Origin of the sequence: Stenotrophomonas sp. 704A1, from assembly GCF_030549525.1 — a bacterium.
GTDB lineage: Bacteria > Pseudomonadota > Gammaproteobacteria > Xanthomonadales > Xanthomonadaceae > Stenotrophomonas > Stenotrophomonas tuberculopleuritidis.
Genome location: NZ_CP130831.1, coordinates 4,460,231 through 4,482,196, shown reverse-complemented (window position 1 = coordinate 4,482,196; position 21,966 = coordinate 4,460,231). Strand labels below are relative to the sequence as shown.

Below are 21,966 nucleotides of genomic sequence, written 5' to 3'. Positions count from 1 at the left end.
ACCGGTAGCGCCGGGCCATGCCCGGCGGGTTTGAAGCGAGGCCCGGTCATTCCGGGCCTCGTTGCGTTCACCCCGGCGCAGCGCTCCGCTGCGCATAGCGCGCCGGCGTCACTCCCATTTCGCGCTTGAACACGCTGATGAACGCGCTGGATGTGTCGTAGCCCATCGACAGCGCGACGCTGATCACGGGCTCACCTGCCAGCAGGCGTGGCAGCGCGAGCAGCACGCGCAGGCGTTGTCGCCACTGGCTCAGTGCCATGCCTGTTTCGGCCTGCCAGTGGCGGGCCAGGCTGCGGCTGGACAGGCCGCTGGCGGCGGCCCAGTCCTGCACGCTGCGGGTGTCATGCGGTGCGCGGGCCAGTGCGGTGGCGATCCGCCGCAGGCGGCGATCACGGGGTTGCGGCAATGCCAGCGGCAGCGGAACGCCCGCGGCGATTTCATCGCCGATCACCGCCGCCAGGCGCAACTGCGCTGCCTCCAGCGTGCTGCCCGACCATTGCAACGCGCGTGGCACCGTCGCAAGCAGCACCGCGCTGGGCTGGAAGACGCGGGGGGCAGCGGGCAAACCCCTGCAGGCATCGGTGCTGAAGTAGAGGCTCCAGCCATCGAAGTCACCGACACTGGCCAAGGCATGCGGCAGTTCCGGCGGTACCCAGGCCACGTGCCCGGCCGGCAGCAGCCAGTGCTGGTCACCCGCTTCGATGCGCAGCAGGCCGCGCCGCGCGCCCAGCAACTGCCCACGTGCGTGCTGGTGGCGGGGCGTGCGGCGAGCGCCTGCCATCGCCAACTGCACGCCCAGCAGCCACGGCCCGGCGCCCGCATCGGCCAGGGCGGGATCGATCAGAGGCGCGTGGTTTGGCTGATCTGCCATATGGATTGGCAGTTATACGGCAGAACGGCCGCTGCGCAAGCCTGAGACTGGAGACTCATCCCAAGGAACCCACTCCCATGAAACCGCAGGACATCCTTGCCGACCAGCAGAACGATGTGCAGGTCAATGGCCTGACCGTGCGCAAGGGCAGCGTCGGCGCCTTCCTGGCCAGCGTGCGCGACTGGCAGGACCCGGCCAGCGATGCGGCTGCCCGGGCCGGCGCCGAAGCCGATCTGCGCGCACTGCTGCCGGGCCTGCACGCGCTGGGCCTGTTCCAGGTGCTGGCCGCGCGCGATCCGGCACTGCAGCGACTGATCGACGGCCAGGGCTGAAACGCACAAGGCCCGGATCGCTCCGGGCCTTGTGATGAAGTCCCGCCGGGCATGGCCCGGCGCTACGCAGGGCCTGCTCAGCCGCCCGGCGCGAACACCAGCGTGCGGCGGGTGGTGACCGGAGCATTGACCGGCTCGAAGCGCCAGCGCTTGACCGCGTTCAGCGCTTCGCGGTCGAAGATGCGCGACGGCGTGGCGCGCAGCACGCGCGCATTGGTCACCGAACCATCGGTGCCGACGGTGATCTCCATCAGCACTTCGCCGGACGTGCCCGAGCGCAGGGCTTCGGCCGGATAGCGCGGGGCCGGAGTGCTGACCGGACGCAGGCTTGGCGCAGCGACGGTGGCAGCCTGGCGCGCGGCACTGGCCTGCTGTGCGGCAGCCTGCTGCTGCTTCTGCTCGGCATCGCGCCGGGCCGCGGCCTGGCGTTCGGCTTCCTGGCGCTCGGTGTCGCGGCGGGTCGCATCCTGCTGCGCAGCAATCTGCCTGGCGGCTTCGGCTTCCTTGGCGCGCTGTTCGGCCAGGCGCTGCTGCTCGGCCAGCTGCCGGGTGCGGTCCTCGGCGTCCTTCTTGACCTTCTCGGTCTCGTCTTCGGTGCGCTTGGCGGCGGCCTGCACGCCCTTGGCCAGGCCTTCCTTCAGGCGCGGCAGCGCGGGCGCGGAGGCGTCGACTTTCTCGATCAGCGCCACCAGCCGCTGCGCTTCGGCGAAGTCCTCGCGGCCCAGGTGCTGCTCGGCGGCGATCAGGGTGTAGGGCAGCAGGTCGGTCAGCGCGCTTTTCACCGAGGCATCGTCGGGTGTCTTGTCGCGCAGCGCCAGGTAGTACTCGATCGCGTTGTCACCGGCCGGGGCATACATGCGGTTCTCGCGCAGTGCCTGGCTGGCCGATTCGCGCAGCTGCTCGGTGCCCATCGACTGCACCTTGGCGGCGACCGCCGGGGTGGCGGGCGCCGCAGTGGCCGGTGCTGCGGCACCCGGCGCGGCCGGAGCCGGTGTTTCTTCCTTGCCCGAGCAGGCCGCCAGGGCCAATGCCAGCGCAACCGGCATCCACCGGCGCGCGGCAGCGATCATTGTGACGTGCGACATCCTGCTCCCCTCTAAGAAGACGACGTTACCAAAACGTTGATTCGCAGGGCCGGGACGCAACGTCCGGGCGTGGCGGGGGACGTTTCCCGGCGTCACCGTCGCCTGCAGCGAGGGTGCAATCTAGCATCCCGGCCACCCTTGCGTACAAGGGTGGGGGACAGGCCGGCGGCGGCAACGGTGCGGCCGCCGGCGTCGGCGTCAGTGCGCGGCAGCCTTGTCGTGGCTGCCGGACATCAGCTTGTCGGTCCAGGCGATGCCGATCGCCGACAGGATGAACACGCAGTGGATGATGGTCTGCCACAGCACGCCGTCGGCGGTCAGCATCGCGCACTTCGCGGCGCCGATGTTGGCGGCGGCGACGTTCATCTGCTCCGGGGTGCACAGCGGGATGCCGCCCAGCGCGCCGGTGGCGATGAAGGTCTTCAGCAGGTGGATCGAGGAGATGCCGATGATCGCCATGGCCAGCTTCACCTTCAGCACGCTGGCGTTGACGTGGCTCAGCCATTCCGGCTGGTCCGGGTGGCCTTCCAGGCGCAGGCGCGACACGAAGGTCTCATAGCCGCCGACGATCACCATCACCAGCAGGTTGGAGATCATCACCACGTCGATCAGGCCCAGCACGATCAGCATGATCTGCTGCTCGCCCATCGAGGCCGAATGCGAGATCAGGTGCCACAGTTCCTTGCCGAACAGGAACACATAGACGCACTGGGCGACGATCAGGCCCAGGTACAGCGGCAGCTGCAACCAGCGCGAGGCGAAGATCAGGGTGGACAGCGGGGAGAGCGAAGGTCGGTTTGCACTCATGCGGAGGATGCTGCGTTTCGGGGGAGAGGCGAGGTTACCGGCCCGCCATGACGGTGCCAAGCCAACTCACGCACTAGACTCCAGGTTCCTTTCCGTACCCCGAGCCGCCGCCATGATCGACCTGTATTACTGGCCTACCCCGAACGGCCACAAAGTCACCCTGATGCTGGAGGAGGCCGGCCTGGAGTACCGCATCCACCCGGTCAACATCGGCTCGGGCGACCAGTTCAAGCCCGATTTCCTGGCGATCTCGCCCAACAACAAGATGCCGGCCATCGTCGACCAGGCGCCGGCCGGCGGCGGCGCCCCGCTGAGCGTGTTCGAGTCCGGTGCGATCCTGCTGTACCTGGCCGAGAAGACCGGGCGCTTCCTGCCGGCCGACCCGCGTGGCCGCGTGGCCACTCTGGAGTGGCTGTTCTGGCAGATGGGCGGGCTGGGCCCGATGAGCGGCCAGATGGGCCATTTCAACGTCTATGCGCCGGAGAAGATCCCTTATGCGATCGAGCGCTACGGCAATGAAGTACAGCGCCTGCACGGGGTGATGGACAAGCGCCTGGCCCAGCATGCCTTCCTGGCCGGTGACGATTACTCCATCGCCGACATGGCCAGCTACCCGTGGATCGGCGCCTACGACACGCTGCCGGCGGACTTCGCCGCCTTCCCGAACCTGAAGCGCTGGCATGACAGCATCGCTGCACGCCCGGCCACCCAGCGCGCCTATGCACTGCGTGCGCAGGTGAACCCGAACGCCGGCAAGCCGCTCAGCGACGAAGAGCGCAAGCACCTGTTCGGGAAGCGTTGAGGAGCCTGCACAGGCCGCTGCGCTCGCCGGGCATGGGCCGGCGCTACCCGTCCCGGCTCCGCCAGCGCCGGGCCACCGTATGGGCAGAAGGTCATGCTGCCTTCGCCCACCGGCTTGGTTAGGATGGGGGACGACCGCCCCGCGCTGTGCGCGGGAGCGGACCTGCCGTTTGCCGGGATCTTCCATGCGCCACCTGTTCGCTTCGCTCGCCCTCATGCTCGCCACCAGTACCGCCGCCCACGCCGAAAAGCTGACCCTGGAAGCCATCACCGGCCCGTTGCCGCTGTCCGGCCCGACCCTGATGAAGCCCAAGGTGGCCCCCGACGGTTCGCGGGTGACCTTCCTGCGGGGCAAGGACAGCGACCGCAACCAGCTGGATCTGTGGACCTACGACATCGGCAGCGGCCAGACCCGGCTGCTGGTGGATTCCAAGGTCGTGCTGCCCGGTACCGAAACCCTCAGCGACGAAGAGAAGGCGCGCCGCGAGCGCCAGCGCATCGCCGCGATGACCGGCATCGTCGATTACCAGTGGTCACCGGATGCACAGCGCCTGCTGTTCCCGTTGGGCGGCGAACTGTACCTGTACGACCTCAAGCAGCAGGGCCAGGCGGCGGTGCGCCAGCTGACCCACGGCGAAGGCTTCGCCACCGATGCCAAGCTGTCGCCCAAGGGCGGCTTCGTCAGCTTCATCCGCGGCCGCAACCTGTGGGTGATCGACCTGGCCAGCGGCAGGCAGCTGCAGCTGACCCGCGATGGCAGCAGCACCATCGGCAATGGCGTGGCCGAGTTTGTCGCCGACGAGGAGATGGACCGCCACACCGGTTACTGGTGGGCGCCGGATGATTCGGCCATCGCCTTCGCGCGTATCGATGAAAGCCCGGTGCCGGTGCAGAAGCGCTACGAGGTCTACGCCGACCGCACCGACGTGATCGAGCAGCGTTACCCGGCTGCCGGCGATGCCAACGTGCGCGTGCAGCTGGGCGTGATCACGCCGACCGCCGATGCGCAGCCACGCTGGATCGACCTGGGCGAGCAGCAGGACATCTACCTGGCCCGGGTCGACTGGCGCGATGCGCAGCACCTGGGGTTCCAGCGCCAGTCGCGCGACCAGAAGCAGCTGGATCTGGTCGAAGTCGCGCTCGCGGGCAACACCCAGCGCGTGCTGGTGCGCGAGACCAGCCCGACCTGGGTGCCGCTGCACAACAGCCTGCGCTTCCTCGACGATGGCAGCGTGCTGTGGTCATCCGAGCGCAGCGGATTCGAGCACCTGTACCGCATCGACAGCACCGGCAAGACCACCGCGCTGACCCACGGCAACTGGTCGGTGGATGAACTGCTGGCGGTCGATGAAAAGGCCGGCAAGGTCTATTTCCGCGCCGGCATCGACTCGGCGCGCGAAAGCCAGATCTACGCGGTATCGCTGCAGGGCGGGCAGCCGCAGCGCCTGTCCAGGGCGCCGGGCATGCACAGCGCCAGCTTTGCGCGCAACGCCAGCGTATATGTCGACACCTGGTCCAACAGCACCACGCCGCCGCAGATCGAGCTGTTCCGTGCCAATGGCGAGAAGATCGCCACGCTGCTGGAGAACGACCTGGCCGATCCGAAGCATCCGTATGCGCGCTACCGCGACGCACAGCGCCCGGTCGAGTTCGGCACGCTCACCGCCGCCGACGGCAAGACACCGCTGAACTACAGCGTGATCAAGCCGGACGGCTTCGATCCGGCCAAGCGCTACCCGGTGGCGGTGTATGTGTACGGCGGCCCGGCCAGCCAGACCGTCACTGACAGCTGGCCCGGCCGTGGCGACCACCTGTTCAACCAGTACCTGGCGCAGCACGGCTACGTGGTGTTCTCGCTGGACAACCGCGGAACCCCGCGCCGCGGCCGTGATTTCGGCGGCGCGCTGTACGGCAGGCAGGGTACGGTGGAAGTGGACGACCAGCTGCGCGGCGTGGCGTGGCTGAAGCAGCAGCCGTGGGTGGACCCGGCGCGCATCGGCGTGCAGGGCTGGTCCAACGGTGGCTACATGACCCTGATGCTGCTGGCCAAGGCGTCCGACCAGTACGCCTGTGGCGTGGCCGGTGCGCCGGTGACCGACTGGGGCCTGTATGACAGCCACTACACCGAACGCTACATGGACCTGCCCAAGCGCAACGACGCCGGCTACCGCGAAGCGCGCGTGCTGACCCACATCGAGGGCCTGCGCTCGCCGCTGCTGCTGATCCACGGCATGGCCGATGACAACGTGCTGTTCTCCAATTCGACCAGCCTGATGAGCGCGCTGCAGAAGCGCGGCCAGCCGTTCGAACTGATGACCTATCCGGGTGCCAAGCACGGCCTGTCCGGTGCCGATGCGCTGCATCGCTACCGCGTTGCCGAAGCGTTCCTGGGTCGTTGCCTGAAACCGTGACCGCCTGCCGGGAAGGAGCCCGCCGATGACCCTGCCACCGCCGCTTCCTACCCCTGCCGCCGCCGCCCCGGGCTGGTGGTGCCGTCATTGGCGCTGGGCGATGCCGGTGGCCGTGGTGCTGTTCCTGGGCGCGCTGGGGGGAGCGATCGCCTGGAGCGTGTTGCGCTGGACCGAAGCCGCGCATGACAGCCCGCCGATGCGCGAGGCGATGCGTCGCGCCGGCTGCAGCGTTGAACTGGTGCAGGCGTTCGGTGAACCCCTGCACGCGGGCGCGCTGCCGTTGGGCAGCATGCAGACCGCGATCAACGGCGAGCGCGATGTCGGCCTGACCGTGGCACTGCAAGGGCCCCACGCGCAGGGGCGCCTGTTCGTGAAGGGCACCCGCTCCGATGGGGTGTGGGACTACCCGGTGATGTACGTGCTGGGCGATGACAAGCAGACCTTCGACCTGAGCGCGCTGGACGATGCCGAGGCCGCGGAAGAATGCGAGTTGCAGGCCTGCCGTGAACGCGGCGAGTGTGCACTGACCGCCGCGTTGTGACTGCCGATCACGCGGCGCTACGCCCGGCCGCGTTGCCAGCTGCCATGACCTCCAGCCGATTGTCGCCATCGCCCCAACCGCGTAAGTTGCGGGCAACCCTTTGCTGGAGTGTCCCATGAAGCCCATCGCGCTGGCCGTTGCCCTGGCCCTGAGTGCCGCCCCGCTGCTGTCCGCTCCGTCGGCCCTGGCCGCACCCGCCGCCAAGGCCGCTACCCCGGCCAGCCCGGCCTGGGTGGCGCGCAGCAACGCGCTGGCGCAGATCCTGCTCGATGCGCAGGGGCCGTTCCAGCCAGAGGAGACCGGCTTCTTCGGCGTGCCCGGCTATGACGACAAGGTGGCCGACCTCGGCCCGGACAATGATGCGCGCTACCGCGCCGCCATGGCCAAGGCCCGTGACGAGCTGAAGGCCAAGCTGGCCACCGAGAAGGATCCCAACGTCCGCCAGGACCTGGCGATCATGATCCACGCCGCCAGCCAGGACATCGAAGGCAGTGAGCTCAACGAGAAGTACCTGCTGCCGTGGAGCGACGCGCCGCAGACGGTGTTCAGCGGCCTCAACCTGCTGCTGTCCGACCAGGTGCCGGTCGAGCGCCGGGCCAAGGCGCTCGATCGCCTCAAGGCGTACGCGGGCCTGCAGCCGGGCGGCACCGCCTTCACCACGCTGGCCCGCCAGCGTTACGAAGAACGCCTGAAGGACAGCACGCTGCTGCAGCCGACCACGATCGAAGTGCAGCAGTCGCTGGACAACGTCGAGACCTACATCACCGGCATCGAGTCACTGCTGAAGAAGTACCAGATCGCTGGTGCCGACGAGGCGATGAAGACCCTGGCCGGGCAGATGAAGGACTACGCCGCGTGGACGCGCAAGGAGGTGCTGCCCAAGGCACGCGCCGATGCGCGCCTGCCGGCGCCGCTGTATGCGTACCAGCTGAAGCAGGTCGGTATCGACATCGATCCGAAGCTGCTGATGCAGCGCGCGCAGCTGGAATTCATGGAGACCCGCTCGGCGATGCAGCAGCTGGCGCCGCTGGTGGCCAAGGACAAGGGCCTGAAGGTGGCTGACCCGAGCGACCCGGTGGCGGTGATCCGCGCGCTGAAGGCCGACAAGATCGCCGACGATCATCTGGAAGGCCACTACCGCAAGGTCATCGACGCCATCGATCCGCTGATCCGCGAACACGGCATCGTCGATGTGCCCAAGCGCGCCATGCAGATGCGCCTGGGCTCGGCGGCGGAAAGCGCGGCCAGCCCGGCCCCGCACTTCCTGCCGGCACCGCTGGTCAACAATACCGGGCAGCAGGGCACCTTCGTGCTGCCGTTGGGCAACCCGGCCGCTGGCCCGGGCGCGCAGTACGATGATTTCAACTTCGGTGCCGCAGCGTGGACGCTGAGCGCGCACGAAGGCCGCCCCGGCCATGAGCTGCAGTTCACCGCGATGGTCGAGCGTGGGGTATCGCTGGCGCGCACCATGTTCGCGTTCAATTCGGTGAACGTGGAAGGCTGGGCGCTGTATGCCGAAGCCGAGATGGTGCCGTACGAGCCGCTGGACGGGCAGATGATCGCTCTGCAGTTCCGCCTGCTGCGTGCCGCCCGCGCGATGCTCGACCCGATGCTCAACCTGGGCCTGACCGACCGCGCCAATGCCGAGCGCGTGCTGATCGAGCAGGTCGGCCTGTCCAAGGCGATGGCCACCCAGGAACTGGACCGCTACATGGTGCGCATGCCGGGCCAGGCGGGCAGCTACTTCTACGGCTACACCCGCATCCTGGAACTGCGCATGCAGACCGAGCTTGCGCTGGGCGCGAAGTTCGACCGCCTGGCGTTCAACAACTTCCTGCTCGACCAGGGCCTGCTGCCGCCGGATCAGCTGGCCGAAGCGGTGCAGCAGCAGTTCGTGCCGAAGTACCGGACGAAGTAAGCGGTAGCGCCGGGCCATGCCCGGCGAGCGCAGCGGAAACGCCGCCGGGCCTGGCCCGGCGCTACCGGCGTCGACGCGGTGGCGTCAGCGCTGCGGTTCCGGGGTGATGGTCTGCGTCGGCAAGCGCGCCGGCGCCTGCGGGTTCGGCACCCAGATCGCCACGCCGGCCGCGCGCTTCTGCGTGGTCGGAATGCCGATACCGACGCCACCGCCCACGTGCGAACCGTAGCTGCCGGCACCGACGGACATGCCCACCGGCGAGCCGCTGCTGCCCACGCCCATCAGTATCACGCCGTTGGCGCCGAGCGCAGCGGCTTCGCGCTTCAGGCGGGCCACGGCGGCGTCGGTCTGGCCCTGCGTGCCGAAGCCCACGGCCGAGGACGATTCCAGCTGTGCGATTTCCTGCGAACCGGCCGGCGGCGTCGAATAGATCTGCACCTGGGCCGGATCGATCGGCGCCCGGGCGCGGCCGAGCATGACCTTGGAGGTGCTGGCACAACCGGCGGCGGCCAGCAGCATGGCCGCCAAGGCGACCCAACGGATGTTCATGGCGTGTACCCCTGTAGGACTGGATCGGATCATCGGCCGGCCACTCTGAATCGGCGCCAACACCGGCGCGCGAGCCATGGCCGCACGCTAGCACGGGGCCGGTGAGGCTGATGGCAATGACGGTAGGCGCGGCCGCCCGGAAGGGCTATGGTGAACCGGAGCAACCACGGGAGCCGGGCATGGGTGTGATCAGTCTGTTGTGGGGGGTACTGGCGCTGTTGTGGATGATCCTGGCGCTGATACCGCTGCTGGGGTGGGGCAACTGGTTCCTGATTCCCTTCGCTGCGGTCGGCGCGATCATCGCCGCGCTGGGCATCCTGTTCACCCACCCCAGCAAGCGCGGCAGGGCCTGGACCGGTCTGGTCCTGAACGGCATCGTGGTGGTGGTCGGGATCGTCCGCCTGGGCCTGGGCGGCGGCGTGGTCTGAGCCCCCAGGGTGCGACCGGGCGTCGCAGGGCCACGGCTGCCCGCCGGGCCGGGGAGTACAATGAGCGGCTGCGCGAGCCCCCCGCGTGCCTGTGAAACCGCGCCCCCGCGGCTGCTCCCATGATCATTCGTTCCCGTCCCCACGGCTGGCAACTGCTGTACATCCTGCGTGGCTCCATCGTTCCGGCGATCGCGCCGAAGGTGCTGGCCATCCTGGTCCTGTCCATCGCGGTGGCCGCGGTGGTGGAACTGGCGCCGCCGGTCGGCATCGAGCGTGTCTCGGTCACGCCGTTCACGCTGCTCGGTCTGGTCCTGTCGATCTTCCTCAGCTTCCGCAACAGCGCCTGCTACGAGCGCTGGTGGGAAGGCCGCAAGCTGTGGGGCCAGCTGATCTTCGAATCGCGTTCGCTGGCCCGGCAGGTGCACCTGCTGCTGGCCGATGACAGTGGCCGCCGCCGCCGCATCGCCTACCTGACCACCGCCTTCGCCCACGCACTGGCCGCACGTCTGCGCGGGCGCATCGTCGCCCTGGTGGCGCTGCCGTGGCTGGACGAGGCCCAGCGCGAGCAGCTGGGCACGCGCGAGAACGTGCCCGACGCGCTGCTGGCGATGATCGCCGCCGAACTGGCCCAGGCGCTGCGGGCCGGCGAGCTGGAGCCGATCCTCTATACCCAGCTGGAAGACCGCCTGCACGCGATGTCCTCCATCCAGGCCGGTTGCGAGCGCATCCTCAGCACGCCGCTGCCGTTCGCCTACACCCTGCTGCTGCACCGCTGCGCGTGGATGTTCTGCGTGCTGCTGCCATTCGGCCTGGCCAGTTCGCTGGGCTGGGGCACGCCGGTGCTGTCGGCGGTGCTGGCCTACGCCTTCTTCGGCCTGGACCAGCTGGGCGAGGAAATGGAAGACCCGTTCGGCCTGGAGCCGAACGACCTGCCCCTGGATGCAATGGTGCGTACGATCGAGATCGACCAGCTCGATGCGCTCGGCGAACGCCCCCTGCCCGAACCCCTGCTGCCCCAGGGCTACCTGCTGCAATAGCCACTCTCCGGAGCCTGCCATGCCTCATCCCCATTACCGCCCGCGGCGCATGCGCCATGACGAGTTCTCGCGCCGCCTGATGCGCGAGAACACGCTCACCACCGACGACCTGATCTATCCGGTGTTCGTGCACGAACCGGCCGGGCGCGTGGCCGTACCCTCGATGCCGGGGGTGGAGCGGCTGTCGATCGAAGAACTGCTGAAGGTGGCCGAGGAAGCGCTGGAACTGGGCATCCCGGTGATCGACCTGTTCCCGGTGATCGACGCCTCGCAGAAATCGCTGGACGCCGCTGCGGCGTGGGCCGAGGACGGCCTGGCACAGCGGGCGATCCGCGCGCTGAAGTCGCGGTTCCCGGAACTGGGTGTGATGACCGATGTGGCGCTGGACCCCTACACCACGCACGGCCAGGACGGGATCATCGATGACACGGGCTACGTGCTCAACGACATCACCGTCGAAGCGCTGGTCCGGCAATCGCTGTCGCATGCCGAAGCGGGTGCGGACATCATCTCGCCCTCGGACATGATGGATGGCCGCATCGGTGCGATCCGGCGTGCGCTCGATGCCGACCATCACCTCAACGTGCGCATCATGGCCTACTCGGCCAAGTACGCCTCGGCCTTCTACGGCCCGTTCCGCGATGCCGTGGGCAGCGCCGCCAGCCTCGGCAAGGCCGACAAGAAGACCTACCAGATGGACCCGGCCAACGGCGACGAGGCCATGCGCGAAATCGCGCTGGACCTGGAAGAAGGCGCCGACATGGTGATGGTCAAGCCGGGCATGCCCTACCTGGACCTGGTGCGCCGGGTGAAAGAGACCTTCGGCGTGCCGACCTTCGCCTACCAGGTCAGTGGCGAGTACGCGATGATGAAGGCCGCCTTCGCCAACGGCTGGCTGGACGAGCGCGCCTGCGTGCTGGAATCGCTGCTGGGCTTCAAGCGTGCCGGCGCCGATGGCGTGCTGACCTATTTCGCGCCGCAGGTGGCGCGCTGGTTGCGCGAACGCTGACAATAGCGGCCACGACGGACGGAGGAACAGGCAATGGGACCCGAAATGGGCTGGATGCAATGGCTGATCTGGGGCGCCGGCACACTGCTGTTCGGGGCCATCATCGTTGCCGTGTTCGTGGCCGCGTGGCGGGCCGCGCGGCGTCCGCCGGAACAGCTGTCCGCCGCCGCGCGGGTCGCCCGTGAGCAGGCCCTGCCGCAGAGCGTGCAGGCCGAGCTGGCGGCGCTGAACCGGCGCAAGGACAACGGCCAGCTGAGTGAAGTGGAGTACGAGCAGCAGCGCGCCAAGGTGCTGTCGCGCTGACCGCGTGTTGCTGGCGTTGCCTCCGCGCGCGGCGTGGAGCTACGGGGCGTCGCCTACCGTGGCCGGTGTTGCCTGCGGGAGGCACCCGGCCACCGGGGTCACCTTCGGCACCGCCAGCCGGTACACATCCACGCCGCCGGCGCGCGGCGCCCTGGCCGCGCTGCTGGCCACCATCATCTCGCCGGGCTTGGCGTTGTCGAGTACCGGCGCCGCCGTCCAGCCGCTGTCCTGGTTGAACGACAGGGCCAGCGGCTGCGCGCCCGCGCCGGTCCATGCGCACTGACTGGTCCAGACCTGCGCGGTTTCGCCGCTGCCGCGGCTGAAGGCCACGGCACCGCCGCTGCCGAGCCAGTCGCCATCGGTTTCATCGGCGGCGCTGTTCAGCGCGGTCAGCGCCACCGCCGGCCCGCGCGCCCCGTGGGCGTCCAGTGCCGCCACGAACAGGTCCCAGCCGGCACCACGGCCCTGCTGGCGGGCGAACAGCAGCCAGCGTCCGTCCACGCTCAGGGCTGGGCCGCGTTCGGCGCGGCCGCCGCTGCCGGCCATCGGCTGTGGCGTGCCGAGGCGGCCATCGGCGGTCACCGCCGCGCGGTACAGTGCCAGCTGCCCCTCGCGGCCCGCGGCGAACAGCAGCCAGCGGCCATCGCGGCTGAAGTACGGATCGCGTGCATCCCCGACCATGGTGAGCGGCAGCGCCTGCGCGTCCTGCCAGCGGCCGTCGGCCAGGCGCGCCTGCCACAGGGCCCAGCCGGCCTCGCCGCGCCGGGCGAAGACGATGCGCTGGCCGTCGGCGCTGATCGTCGCGCGGCCTTCATCGGCACGGCTGGAGACCACGCCCATGCCTTCGATGCCGTACTCGTTCAACGCCATCGCCACCGGGGCAGAGAGTAGACTGGCGGCGAGCACCAGCAGGGTCGGGGCGATACGCATCATCCAGGTCCATGCACGAAAGAGCACCAGTCTAGCCAGCTTGAGGATTCCATGACCGACCGTTACGCCGTCTTCGGACACCCCGTTGCCCACTCGAAGTCGCCGCAGATCCATGCCGCGTTCGGTCGCCAGGAAGGCATCGCGATCGACTATCGCGCGCTCGACCTGGCCCCGGAGGCATTCCTGGCAGGGCTGGAGGCGTTCGCCGCCGAAGGTGGCGTCGGCGCCAATGTCACCTCGCCGCACAAGGAGGCCGCGTTTTCGGTGTGCACCACGCTGACCGCGCGCGCGCGCCGCGCCGGTTCGGTCAACACGCTGCTGCGCAAGGGCGATCGCTGGCACGGCGACACCACCGATGGCATCGGCCTGGTGCGCGACCTCACCGACCGCCACAGCCTGGACCTGCGCGGTCGCCGCGTGCTGCTGCTCGGCGCCGGCGGTTCGGCGCGCAGCGTTGCACCGGCGCTGCTGGATGCCGGCATCACCGAGCTGGTGGTGGTCAACCGCACCCCGGAGCGCGCCGACGAGCTGATCGACGCGATGGGCGAACCGGGCCGTGCGCTCAGCCGCTACTGGGACGACCTGCGCGACCTCGGCGATTTCGAACTGATCCTCAACGCCACGTCGGCGGGCCGTGACCGCGATGCCGAATTCAAGCTGCCGCTGTCGCTGGTCAATTCGATGACCACCGCGGTGGACCTGAACTATGGCGAGGCGTCCATCGCGTTCCTGGCCTGGGCGCGCGCCGCCCAGTGCCGCAACACCGTCGATGGCCTGGGCATGCTGGTCGAGCAGGCCGCTGAAAGTTTCCTGCAGTGGCATGGCGTGCGCCCGCAGACCGACGAGGTCTACCAGCAGCTGCGCGCCGGTGCCGGTGCCTTCGCCGGCCAGGACTGATCGATGGATACCCAGGCCTTGATGATGACCGTGCTGACCATGGTCGGCGTGCGCCTGCCGGTGCTGATCGCGCTCTGCGTCGGCCTGGTCTGGGTGCTGGGCGCGCCGCGCGATCCGGCCCGCACCGGCGCCTTGGTCGGCCTGCTGCTGCTGCTGGCTGCCAGCATCGGCAGCCTACTGGCCGGCCTGGTGCCGATGTGGATGGTCAGCCAGGGGGATTTCAGCGCGATGTCGGGCCTGAGCATGGTGCTGGGCGTGGTTCACTTCGCACTGGCCATGTTCGATGCCATCGGCATCGTGCTGCTGGTCTGGGCGCTGGTGCGGATGCTGCGCCAACGTCCGGCCGCGCCGACGCCTCCCACCCGGTAGCGCCGGGCGATGCCCGGCGAGCGCAGCGGTCCCGATCAAGCCGCCGGGCACGGCCCGGCGCGACCCGTGATGGGCTTGCGCATCTGCCTTGGCTGCGGCGCTGCGCCCAGCCCATGAGCGCCAACCCCCGACGCCGCTGACTCCGTTCAGCGCCGTCGCCCCGGTCCGGCCGGTCCAGCATGCGACAATGACCGGCCTGACCCCGCTACGGTAGCTACTGGCGTGACCGAAACCGTCGCCGCCCCGCGCAAGCTCGATGACGCCCTGAAGGATGCGATCCGCAAGGCGTACACCACGCTGCAGGCCAACACCCCCGGCTTCTCCACCCGCCGCTCGCAGAGCCAGATGATCGGCGTGGTGTCGCGCGCGCTGTCCACCAGCGGCGGCGTTGGCGTGGTCGAGGCACCGACCGGCGTCGGCAAGAGTCTGGGCTACCTGACCGCGGGCGTGCCGATTGCCCTGGCCAGCAAGAAGAAGCTGGTGATCAGCACCGGCACCGTGGCCCTGCAGTCGCAGCTGGTCGAGCGCGATATCCCGAACTTCCTCAAGGCCACCGGCCTGGAGGCGACCGTGGCGCTGGCCAAGGGCCGCACCCGCTACCTGTGCACGCGCAATGCCGCCGAAGCGCATGGCGAGGGCGCACAGAACGGCATGTTCGACGACGAGCAGCCGCTGTTCGACCGGCCGCTGGCACCGATCGAGATGGACATCGCCAAGCGGCTCACGGTGGCCTTCACCAGCGGCAGCTGGGACGGCGACATCGACAATGCGCCGGAGACGATCAGCCCCGGCCTGCGCAGCCGCATCACCACGCCGGCCTCGGGCTGTGCAGGGCGCCGCTGCGCCTATTCGGCACAGTGCGCGGTGCTGCGCTCGCGCAACACCGTGCGCGATGCACAGATCGTGGTCACCAACCACGCGCTGCTGCTGTCGGCGCTGTCCATTGGTGACAGCGACAACGGCCAGCCGATGATCGCCGCGCCGTCGGACATGCTGCTGGTACTGGATGAAGGCCACCACGTCGGCAACGTGGCGATCGACCAGGGCGCCGCCAGCCTGGCGCTGGACGAGATGGCCAAACGCACCGGCCGCCTGCAGATCCTGATCGCCGGCGCCTACCGCGCGGTGGACAAGGATCGGCTCGGCAACCTGCTGCCGAACGAGGCCATCGACGTGGCCAGCAACGTCAGCAAGCAACTGCGTGCGTTCCGCGACCACGTCGAAGCGGTGTGGATGCCGGCCCCGGCCGACGAGGAACCGATGTGGCGCGCCGCCAACGGCCGCCTGCCCGAGGCCTGGCGCGCGCCGATCGAAGCGCTGGCCGACGATACCCGCAGCCTCTACAACTGGGCCCATGCGGCCACCGCGCAGGTGGCCAAGGGCAAGCCCGACGATCCGGCGCGCGAGCGCCTGCAGCGCAACCTGGGCATGGCGCTGGAAATGATCGAGCAGCAGTACAACCTGTGGCAGGTCTGGCGCCGCGAAGACAAGGACGGCGCACCGCCGATGGCGCGCTGGGTCACCGCCACCCGCGACGGCGACCTGGTGCTGCACGGCTCGCCGGTGTCGGCCGCGCACGTGCTGCGCAAGCTGCTGTGGGATGAAGTGGATTCGGTGGTGATGACCTCGGCCACGCTGACCGGCGGCGGCGATTTCCAGTCGCTGGCGATCGACAATGGCATCCCCGAAACCGCCGAGATGGTCTCACTGTCGTCGCCGTTCGACCTGCCCAACCAGGCCGAGCTGATCGTGCCGCCGTTTCCGGTCACCCCGGATGACCGCGAAGGCCACCCGCGCGAAGTGGCGCGCTACATCGGCAGGGAGCTGGACTGGTCCAAGGGCTCGATGGTGCTGTTCACCTCGCGCTGGAAGATGGAGAAGGTGGCCGGGCTGATGCCCGCGGCCAAGCGCAAGCAGGTGCTGGTGCAGGGCGAGATGTCCAAGACGCGCCTGATCGACGAGCACCTGCGGCGCGTGGCTGCCGGGGAGGGCTCGGTGCTGTTCGGCCTGAACTCGTTCGGCGAAGGCCTGGATCTTCCCGGCGAGGCCTGCACCACGGTGGTCATCACCCAGGTGCCGTTCGCAGTGCCCACCGATCCGCAGACCGCCACCCTGAGCGAGTGGGTGGAAGCGCGTGGGCTGAACGCCTTCAACCTGATCGCGATTCCGCATGCGCTGCGCACGCTCACCCAGTTCGCCGGCCGCCTGATCCGCACGTCCACCGACACCGGCCGGGTGATCATCCTCGATTCGCGGCTGCTGACCCGTCGCTACGGCAAGCGCATCATCGACGCGCTGCCGCCGTTCAAGCGCAGCATCGGCTGACGATCAGAAGGTAGCGCCGGGCCATGCCCGGCGAAGCGCCTCAACCGCCTTCCGGATTCCGGCAGGCCTGGTTGCCCATCGCAGTGTGGTAATCGCGATCAAAGCAGCGCAGGAAGCCATCCAGCACGTCCAGGTTGGGCGGCCACGGCGCATCCACCTTCTGCCCGCCGGCGGTGGTGAAGTGATAGCGCCCATCCTTCAGCGCCCCGGCGATCTGCTCCGGCGTGGGAATCGCAATCAGGGCTGCACGCGCCCTTTCCAGCGCCGCACGGTCGCGCTGCAGGAAGGCGATCGTGCCGTCCACGTACGCGTTCCAGTAGCCGGGATCGGTGTCCTTGGGCTTGTAGGTGCGCTGCATCAGCGCAATCGCCTGCGGGTACTGTCCGGCCTCGGCGCGCATCTGGCCTGCATGCCAGAGGATGATGGTCCTGCCTGCGGCCTTGGGCTGCGCGGCGTACGCAGTCAGCAGGTCCGCCGCCTCGCGGTGGCAGCCGCGGTCGGCCAGCGGGCGCCAGCCGCCCTGCAGATCCTGGTCGAATGCCTCCGGTTCCATGGCCAGCATCGCATCGCGGTCGTATCGGCAGTGCGGTGCCTTCGGCGGCTCGGCGCCCGTGCCCAGAGCAGCGGCCAGGGCAAGCGAAAGCAGATTCATCACAACCTCCGTGTCGGTGTTTCGTCCTACCTTACTGCTGATGGCGCGGATCGGGGTCAGAGCCCATGCTGCGAAAGGGGTCCGACCCCACGGCCCCTCAATCGCCCAGCAGCGCAGTGTTGCGCACGGCACCCTTGTCGGCGCTGGTGGCGAGCAGCGCGTAGGCCTTCAGCGCGCTGGTGACTTTGCGCGGGCGCGCTTCACGCGGCTTCCAGCCACGCGCGTCGGCATCGGCGCGGCGCTGGGCCAGAGTGGCGTCGTCCACCAGCAGGTCGATGCGGCGCGCAGGGATGTCGATGCGGATGCGGTCGCCGTCTTCCACCAGGCCGATGGTGCCGCCGCTGGCGGCTTCCGGCGAGACGTGGCCGATCGACAGGCCCGAGGTGCCGCCGGAAAAACGACCGTCGGTCAGCAGCGCGCACTGCTTGCCCAGCCCCTTCGATTTCAGGTAGCTGGTGGGGTAGAGCATTTCCTGCATGCCCGGACCGCCCTTCGGGCCTTCGTAGCGGATCACCACCACGTCGCCCGGCCGCACCTGGTCGGCGAGGATGCCGGCCACCGCCGCGTCCTGGCTCTCGAACACGCGCGCGCTGCCTTCGAAGACATGGATGGATTCATCCACGCCGGCGGTCTTCACCACGCAGCCATCGACGGCCAGGTTGCCGCGCAGCACGGCCAGGCCGCCTTCGGCCGAATAGGCGTGCGCGACGCTGCGGATGCAGCCTTCGGCGCGGTCCACGTCCAGCGTGGGCCAGCGGGTGGCCTGGCTGAAAGCCACCTGGGTGGGGATGCCGGCCGGGCCGGCACGGAAGAAGTCGTGCACGCTGGATTCGCTGCTGACCGCCACGTCCCAGCGCTCGATGGCATCGGCCAGGGTGCGGCTGTGCACGGTCGGCACGCTGGTATCCAGCAGGCCGCCACGCGCCAGTTCGCCGAGGATGCCGTACACGCCGCCCGCGCGGTGCACGTCTTCCATGTGGTACCTGGGCGTGTTCGGCGCCACCTTGCACAGCTGCGGCACGCGCCGCGACAGCGCATCGATGTGGGTCAGGTCGAAGTCCACGCCGGCTTCCTGCGCGGCAGCCAGCAGGTGCAGGATGGTGTTGGTGGAACCGCCCATGGCGATGTCCAGGGTCATCGCATTGGCGAACGCGGCCTGGGTGGCGATGCCACGCGGCAGCGCGCTTGCTTCCTCGCCGCCGTACCAGCGGTGGCACAGCTCGACGATCAAGCGGCCGGCGCGCAGGAACAGCTGCTCGCGGTCGGCGTGGGTGGCCAGGGTGGAGCCGTTGCCGGGCAGCGACAGGCCCAGTGCTTCGGTCAGGCAGTTCATCGAGTTGGCGGTGAACATGCCCGAGCACGAACCGCAGGTCGGGCACGCGCTGCGCTCGAACTCGGCGACCTTTTCGTCGCTGGCGGTAGCATCGGCGGCGATGACCATCGCATCGACCAGGTCCAGCTTGTGCTCGGACAGCTTGGTCTTGCCCGCTTCCATCGGCCCGCCGGAGACGAACACCACCGGGATGTTCAGGCGCAGCGCGGCCATCAGCATGCCGGGGGTGATCTTGTCGCAGTTGGAAATGCACACCAGCGCGTCGGCGCAGTGCGCGTTGACCATGTATTCCACCGAGTCGGCGATGATCTCGCGGCTGGGCAGCGAGTACAGCATGCCGTCGTGGCCCATGGCGATGCCGTCGTCCACGGCGATGGTGTTGAATTCCTTGGCGACGCCGCCGACCTGTTCGATCTCGCGCGCGACCAGCTGGCCGAGGTCCTTCAGGTGCACGTGGCCGGGCACGAACTGGGTGAACGAGTTGGCGATGGCGACGATCGGCTTGTGGAAGTCGCCATCCTTCATGCCGGTGGCGCGCCACAGCGCGCGGGCGCCGGCCATGTTGCGGCCGGCGGTGGAGGTGCGGGAGCGGTATTCAGGCATGGCTGGCGGAACGGGCGGGCCGTACAACGTGGGGGTCGCCCGATCATGGCCAATTTTTTCGGTTGCTGCTGCAACCACCGGGCCGCAGTGCGGTAGCGCCGGACCATGTCCGGCGGGATCCGGACGCGCCCGCCCCGTCGCGACGCCGCCGCTGCGCTCGCCGGGCATGGCCCGGGTCTACCGGGGGCGGCAAAGATGAAAGTCCGTTCATCTTTCCCACTTTGCCGATTCCGGTTGATGGCCGGGATTTGGCATCATTGGGGCATTGATCCGACTCCGAGGCATGACGCCATGAAGCGTTCCCGCACCACCGCGCTGCTGTTGATGAGCGCCGCCCCCCTGCTGTTCACCGCCTGCCAGAAGGACGAACAGGTGCAGGTGCAGGAAGGTCTGTACACCTCGGTGGAAGCCTGTACCGAGGCGACCGGCGATCCGTCCTCGTGCCGCAACGCCTTTGCCGAAGCGCAGAAGCAGGCCGCCGATGCGGCGCCGAAGTACGCCAGCAAGGAAGCCTGCGAGAAGGATTACAAGCCTGAGCAGTGCGTGCAGCAGCACACCTCGGCCGGTACCTCCTTCATCGGTCCGATGATGATGGGTTTCTTCATGTCGCAGATGCTGAGCAACCGCGGTGGCCTGGCCCCGCAGGCGCCGGCGTCGGCACCGGCGTACCAGGACAAGAGCGCCGGTTGGGCGCGCCCGGCGCCGGGCGGTACCGGTGGCCTGAACACCGCCAGTGGCATCGGCGCCGGCAAGGCCGGCCTGGCGCCGGTCACCAGCGAGCCGAACCGTGCGGTGACCGCCAGCCGCAGCGGCTTCGGCAGCACCAGCGCACGCCGCAGCGGCAGCAGCATCGGCGGCTGAGCGACCCATGCAACGTATCCGTATTGCCGAGCGCGCCCAGTGGCGGGCGCGCGCGGAGGAAGCCGGTTTCCGCTTCCACACCATCGACGGCCAGCCGTACTGGGATGAACGCGCGTACTACGCGTTCACCCTGCGCCAGATCGAACAGGACATCGAAGACCCCAGCGCCGAGCTGCACCAGATGGCGCTGGATCTTGTTGGCGATGTGATCGCCAGCGAGCGCCTGATGGACCAGCTGGCGATCCCCGCCCATTACCGCGACTGGATTGCCGACAGCTGGCGTCAGCGCCAGCCGCACCTGTACGGGCGCCTGGACCTGGCCTATGACGGCAGCGGCCCGGCCAAGCTGTACGAACTGAACTACGACACGCCGACCTCCCTGTTCGAGGCCAGCTTCTTCCAGTGGCAGTGGCTGGAGGACCAGCGCAACGCCGGCCGCCTGCCGCAGCACGCCGACCAGTTCAACGCCATCCATGAGGCGCTGGTGGAGCGCTTCGGCGCACTGGCCGGGCAGCTGCCTCCGCCGCTGTACTTCAGCGCGGTGGGCAGCTCGGAAGAGGATCGCGGCACCGTCGACTACCTGCGTGACTGCGCCGCGCAGGCCGGCCTGCACGGCCAGGCCATCGCCATCGAGGACATCGGCCTGTCCGAGGACGGCCGCTTCACCGCGCTGGATGATTCGGTGATCGGCACGCTGTTCAAGCTGTACCCGCTGGAAGACCTGATGGCCGAGGAATTCGGCCGCGCGCTGCCGGGCTCGGGCGTGCAGCTGCTGGAACCGGCGTGGAAGGCGGTGCTGAGCAACAAGGGCATCCTGCCACTGCTGTGGCAGCGCAACGTCGGCCATCCGAACCTGCTGGAAGCGCACTTCGACGACGGCAGCACGCTGGCCTCGGGCTGGGTGCGCAAGCCGCTGTTCTCGCGCGAAGGCGCCAACATCGAGATGCACCTGGCCGATGGCAGTACCCAGCGCAGCGACGGGCCCTATGACGGCCCGGCCATCATCCAGCGCGCGCACCCGCTCACCCGCTTCGACGGCGGCTACCCACTGATCGGCAGCTGGGTGGTGGGTGACCACGCCTGCGGCATCGGCATCCGCGAAGACGACAGCGCGATCACCCGTGACAGCGCGCGCTTCGTGCCACACGCGATCGTCGACGAGGCGCCGACGCGGATCTACGTCTGATGGCCCTGCGCCGCCCGCTGCGCCGTCGCGGGCGAGCCACGCCGGCGGCGGGGCGGCACGTTGATGATGGCAGCGGGCTGCATGCCTTCGCCGGGCGTGTGGCTGTGCGCTGTCACCGCTGCGCTGCACCGGGGTGGGTGCTTGCCAGCTGGCAGCCCTATCGCTGGACCGCGCGCTTCCGTTGCACCGGCTGCAGCGCAGTGCTGGACAGCGGAGCCTGGGTGGGCGCGGTGCGTATCGATGGCCGCCGCCCGTGCGGCTACTGTGGCCACCAATGGGTACGCGTGCATCAGCGGCGGCCTGCCGCGTCCCTCCCCGTGCCCGAAGCGCTGCCAGCCAGGTGCGCGCAGTGCGGGCGCAGCAGTGAGGTGAAGGTCAGCGCCGCCCCGTTGCGGGATGCCGAGCCAGCCGATCCGCATTTCGGCCTGCCGCTGTACCTGGTGGAGCCCACCCGCGCAGGCCTGCTGTGGGCGTACAACGCCGAGCACCTGCAGGCGCTGCACGATTACGCCATGGCCACGCTGCGCGAAAGCAGCGGGCATCATCGTTCGATGTTCTCGCGGCTGCCGCAGTGGATGAAGCTGGCGCGCAACCGGGTGCTGCTGCAGCGCTCGCTGGAGCGGTTGCAACGGCGGCTGTTGCACGGATAGCGCCCGGCCCCGGGAGCCCGCGGCGCGTGCATCGGTAGCGCCGGGCCATGCCCGGCGAGCGCAGCGGT

The 21,966-nt window shown here is 69.2% G+C and carries 21 protein-coding genes and 1 pseudogene; 15 read left to right on the top strand and 7 right to left on the bottom strand.

The window, feature by feature from the left end; all coding sequences use genetic code 11:
* Positions 1-67: 67 nt before the first annotated feature.
* Positions 68-871: an AraC family transcriptional regulator gene (locus Q5Z10_RS20475; RefSeq protein ID WP_303637173.1), complete on the bottom strand. Its 804-nt coding sequence runs from the start codon at positions 869-871 to the stop codon at positions 68-70.
* Between the two features lie 77 nt (positions 872-948).
* On the opposite strand from Q5Z10_RS20475, the gene Q5Z10_RS20470 reads away from it, so the two are divergent.
* Positions 949-1,203 (top strand): hypothetical protein, encoded by a 255-nt coding sequence (locus Q5Z10_RS20470; protein WP_303637172.1) that lies wholly within the window; start codon positions 949-951, stop codon positions 1,201-1,203.
* 77 nt (positions 1,204-1,280) lie between these two features.
* Here Q5Z10_RS20470 and Q5Z10_RS20465 read toward each other — a convergent pair whose 3' ends face one another.
* Together Q5Z10_RS20465 and Q5Z10_RS20460 are read right to left on the bottom strand one after the other, a co-directional pair.
* Positions 1,281-2,288: an energy transducer TonB gene (locus Q5Z10_RS20465; RefSeq protein ID WP_303637171.1), complete on the bottom strand. Its 1,008-nt coding sequence runs from the start codon at positions 2,286-2,288 to the stop codon at positions 1,281-1,283.
* A 198-nt stretch (positions 2,289-2,486) separates the two neighbouring features.
* Entirely contained in the window at positions 2,487-3,095 is a 609-nt protein-coding gene (locus Q5Z10_RS20460) for a TIGR00645 family protein (RefSeq protein WP_154264758.1), read from the bottom strand.
* Positions 3,096-3,207: 112 nt separating this feature from the next.
* Here Q5Z10_RS20460 and Q5Z10_RS20455 point away from each other — a divergent pair, with 112 nt between their 5' ends.
* From Q5Z10_RS20455 to Q5Z10_RS20440, 4 genes are all read left to right on the top strand, one after another.
* A complete protein-coding gene (locus tag Q5Z10_RS20455) occupies positions 3,208-3,897 on the top strand; it encodes a glutathione binding-like protein (RefSeq protein WP_303637170.1) in 690 nt (229 codons plus the stop codon).
* A 184-nt stretch (positions 3,898-4,081) separates the two neighbouring features.
* Entirely contained in the window at positions 4,082-6,307 is a 2,226-nt protein-coding gene (locus tag Q5Z10_RS20450; RefSeq protein ID WP_303637169.1) for a S9 family peptidase, read from the top strand.
* Between the two features lie 25 nt (positions 6,308-6,332).
* A complete protein-coding gene (locus Q5Z10_RS20445) occupies positions 6,333-6,848 on the top strand; it encodes a cytochrome c oxidase assembly factor Coa1 family protein (RefSeq protein WP_303637168.1) in 516 nt (171 codons plus the stop codon).
* A 115-nt stretch (positions 6,849-6,963) separates the two neighbouring features.
* Positions 6,964-8,766, top strand: a complete 1,803-nt coding sequence (locus tag Q5Z10_RS20440; protein ID WP_303637167.1) for a DUF885 domain-containing protein — start codon at positions 6,964-6,966, stop codon at positions 8,764-8,766.
* Positions 8,767-8,850: 84 nt separating this feature from the next.
* Here Q5Z10_RS20440 and Q5Z10_RS20435 read toward each other — a convergent pair whose 3' ends face one another.
* Positions 8,851-9,315, bottom strand: coding sequence for a hypothetical protein (locus tag Q5Z10_RS20435; RefSeq protein WP_303637166.1), 465 nt, complete (start codon positions 9,313-9,315; stop codon positions 8,851-8,853).
* A gap of 179 nt (positions 9,316-9,494) precedes the next feature.
* Here Q5Z10_RS20435 and Q5Z10_RS20430 point away from each other — a divergent pair, with 179 nt between their 5' ends.
* From Q5Z10_RS20430 to Q5Z10_RS20415, 4 genes are all read left to right on the top strand, one after another.
* The gene (locus Q5Z10_RS20430; protein WP_303637165.1) at positions 9,495-9,743 is read left to right on the top strand and encodes a hypothetical protein; all 249 of its coding nucleotides are present in this window, start codon (positions 9,495-9,497) and stop codon (positions 9,741-9,743) included.
* 119 nt (positions 9,744-9,862) lie between these two features.
* Entirely contained in the window at positions 9,863-10,780 is a 918-nt protein-coding gene (locus Q5Z10_RS20425; RefSeq protein WP_303637164.1) for a bestrophin family protein, read from the top strand.
* A 19-nt stretch (positions 10,781-10,799) separates the two neighbouring features.
* Positions 10,800-11,789, top strand: coding sequence for a porphobilinogen synthase (hemB, locus tag Q5Z10_RS20420; protein WP_303637163.1), 990 nt, complete (start codon positions 10,800-10,802; stop codon positions 11,787-11,789).
* 33 nt (positions 11,790-11,822) lie between these two features.
* The gene (locus Q5Z10_RS20415) at positions 11,823-12,092 is read left to right on the top strand and encodes a gas vesicle protein GvpG (RefSeq protein ID WP_303637162.1); all 270 of its coding nucleotides are present in this window, start codon (positions 11,823-11,825) and stop codon (positions 12,090-12,092) included.
* A 39-nt stretch (positions 12,093-12,131) separates the two neighbouring features.
* Here Q5Z10_RS20415 and Q5Z10_RS20410 read toward each other — a convergent pair whose 3' ends face one another.
* Positions 12,132-13,025 carry a TolB-like translocation protein gene (locus tag Q5Z10_RS20410; RefSeq protein ID WP_303637161.1) on the bottom strand — a complete coding sequence of 298 codons (894 nt, stop codon included), beginning with the start codon at positions 13,023-13,025 and terminating at the stop codon, positions 12,132-12,134.
* Positions 13,026-13,073: 48 nt separating this feature from the next.
* On the opposite strand from Q5Z10_RS20410, the gene aroE reads away from it, so the two are divergent.
* From aroE to dinG, 3 genes and pseudogenes are all read left to right on the top strand, one after another.
* The gene (gene aroE / locus Q5Z10_RS20405) at positions 13,074-13,919 is read left to right on the top strand and encodes a shikimate dehydrogenase (RefSeq protein ID WP_303637160.1); all 846 of its coding nucleotides are present in this window, start codon (positions 13,074-13,076) and stop codon (positions 13,917-13,919) included.
* A gap of 3 nt (positions 13,920-13,922) precedes the next feature.
* Positions 13,923-14,288 carry a hypothetical protein gene (locus tag Q5Z10_RS20400; protein WP_303637159.1) on the top strand — a complete coding sequence of 122 codons (366 nt, stop codon included), beginning with the start codon at positions 13,923-13,925 and terminating at the stop codon, positions 14,286-14,288.
* A gap of 267 nt (positions 14,289-14,555) precedes the next feature.
* Positions 14,556-16,613 (top strand): annotated as a pseudogene (dinG, locus tag Q5Z10_RS20395) (ATP-dependent DNA helicase DinG); the annotation flags it as partial.
* Between the two features lie 40 nt (positions 16,614-16,653).
* Here dinG and Q5Z10_RS20390 read toward each other — a convergent pair.
* Both Q5Z10_RS20390 and ilvD read right to left on the bottom strand, forming a co-directional pair.
* Positions 16,654-17,265 (bottom strand): hypothetical protein, encoded by a 612-nt coding sequence (locus tag Q5Z10_RS20390; RefSeq protein ID WP_303637157.1) that lies wholly within the window; start codon positions 17,263-17,265, stop codon positions 16,654-16,656.
* A 97-nt stretch (positions 17,266-17,362) separates the two neighbouring features.
* A complete protein-coding gene (ilvD, locus tag Q5Z10_RS20385) occupies positions 17,363-19,201 on the bottom strand; it encodes a dihydroxy-acid dehydratase (RefSeq protein WP_303637156.1) in 1,839 nt (612 codons plus the stop codon).
* A gap of 291 nt (positions 19,202-19,492) precedes the next feature.
* Between ilvD and Q5Z10_RS20380 the strand changes: the two genes are divergently transcribed.
* From Q5Z10_RS20380 to Q5Z10_RS20370, 3 genes are read left to right on the top strand one after another with little or no spacing between them, the layout of a single operon-like run.
* A complete protein-coding gene (locus Q5Z10_RS20380) occupies positions 19,493-20,062 on the top strand; it encodes a DUF1190 domain-containing protein (RefSeq protein ID WP_303637155.1) in 570 nt (189 codons plus the stop codon).
* A 7-nt stretch (positions 20,063-20,069) separates the two neighbouring features.
* Positions 20,070-21,248, top strand: a complete 1,179-nt coding sequence (locus Q5Z10_RS20375; RefSeq protein WP_303637154.1) for a glutathionylspermidine synthase family protein — start codon at positions 20,070-20,072, stop codon at positions 21,246-21,248.
* On the top strand, positions 21,248-21,898 hold the full coding sequence (locus tag Q5Z10_RS20370; RefSeq protein WP_303637153.1) for a hypothetical protein: 651 nt from the start codon (positions 21,248-21,250) through the stop codon (positions 21,896-21,898). The genes Q5Z10_RS20375 and Q5Z10_RS20370 overlap by 1 nt, the downstream gene beginning before the upstream one ends.
* The last annotated feature ends 68 nt before the right edge of the window (positions 21,899-21,966 follow it).

Bases quoted from the DNA above. Each gene is read 5' to 3' on its own strand.
- Q5Z10_RS20475 (WP_303637173.1), bottom strand. From the start codon at position 871: ATGGCAGATCAGCCAAACCACGCGCCTCTGATCGATCCCGCCCTGGCC.
- Q5Z10_RS20470 (WP_303637172.1), top strand. From the start codon at position 949: ATGAAACCGCAGGACATCCTTGCCGACCAGCAGAACGATGTGCAGGTC.
- Q5Z10_RS20465 (WP_303637171.1), bottom strand. From the start codon at position 2,288: ATGTCGCACGTCACAATGATCGCTGCCGCGCGCCGGTGGATGCCGGTT.
- Q5Z10_RS20460 (WP_154264758.1), bottom strand. From the start codon at position 3,095: ATGAGTGCAAACCGACCTTCGCTCTCCCCGCTGTCCACCCTGATCTTC.
- Q5Z10_RS20455 (WP_303637170.1), top strand. From the start codon at position 3,208: ATGATCGACCTGTATTACTGGCCTACCCCGAACGGCCACAAAGTCACC.
- Q5Z10_RS20450 (WP_303637169.1), top strand. From the start codon at position 4,082: ATGCGCCACCTGTTCGCTTCGCTCGCCCTCATGCTCGCCACCAGTACC.
- Q5Z10_RS20445 (WP_303637168.1), top strand. From the start codon at position 6,333: ATGACCCTGCCACCGCCGCTTCCTACCCCTGCCGCCGCCGCCCCGGGC.
- Q5Z10_RS20440 (WP_303637167.1), top strand. From the start codon at position 6,964: ATGAAGCCCATCGCGCTGGCCGTTGCCCTGGCCCTGAGTGCCGCCCCG.
- Q5Z10_RS20435 (WP_303637166.1), bottom strand. From the start codon at position 9,315: ATGAACATCCGTTGGGTCGCCTTGGCGGCCATGCTGCTGGCCGCCGCC.
- Q5Z10_RS20430 (WP_303637165.1), top strand. From the start codon at position 9,495: ATGGGTGTGATCAGTCTGTTGTGGGGGGTACTGGCGCTGTTGTGGATG.
- Q5Z10_RS20425 (WP_303637164.1), top strand. From the start codon at position 9,863: ATGATCATTCGTTCCCGTCCCCACGGCTGGCAACTGCTGTACATCCTG.
- hemB (WP_303637163.1), top strand. From the start codon at position 10,800: ATGCCTCATCCCCATTACCGCCCGCGGCGCATGCGCCATGACGAGTTC.
- Q5Z10_RS20415 (WP_303637162.1), top strand. From the start codon at position 11,823: ATGGGACCCGAAATGGGCTGGATGCAATGGCTGATCTGGGGCGCCGGC.
- Q5Z10_RS20410 (WP_303637161.1), bottom strand. From the start codon at position 13,025: ATGATGCGTATCGCCCCGACCCTGCTGGTGCTCGCCGCCAGTCTACTC.
- aroE (WP_303637160.1), top strand. From the start codon at position 13,074: ATGACCGACCGTTACGCCGTCTTCGGACACCCCGTTGCCCACTCGAAG.
- Q5Z10_RS20400 (WP_303637159.1), top strand. From the start codon at position 13,923: ATGGATACCCAGGCCTTGATGATGACCGTGCTGACCATGGTCGGCGTG.
- Q5Z10_RS20390 (WP_303637157.1), bottom strand. From the start codon at position 17,265: ATGAATCTGCTTTCGCTTGCCCTGGCCGCTGCTCTGGGCACGGGCGCC.
- ilvD (WP_303637156.1), bottom strand. From the start codon at position 19,201: ATGCCTGAATACCGCTCCCGCACCTCCACCGCCGGCCGCAACATGGCC.
- Q5Z10_RS20380 (WP_303637155.1), top strand. From the start codon at position 19,493: ATGAAGCGTTCCCGCACCACCGCGCTGCTGTTGATGAGCGCCGCCCCC.
- Q5Z10_RS20375 (WP_303637154.1), top strand. From the start codon at position 20,070: ATGCAACGTATCCGTATTGCCGAGCGCGCCCAGTGGCGGGCGCGCGCG.
- Q5Z10_RS20370 (WP_303637153.1), top strand. From the start codon at position 21,248: ATGGCCCTGCGCCGCCCGCTGCGCCGTCGCGGGCGAGCCACGCCGGCG.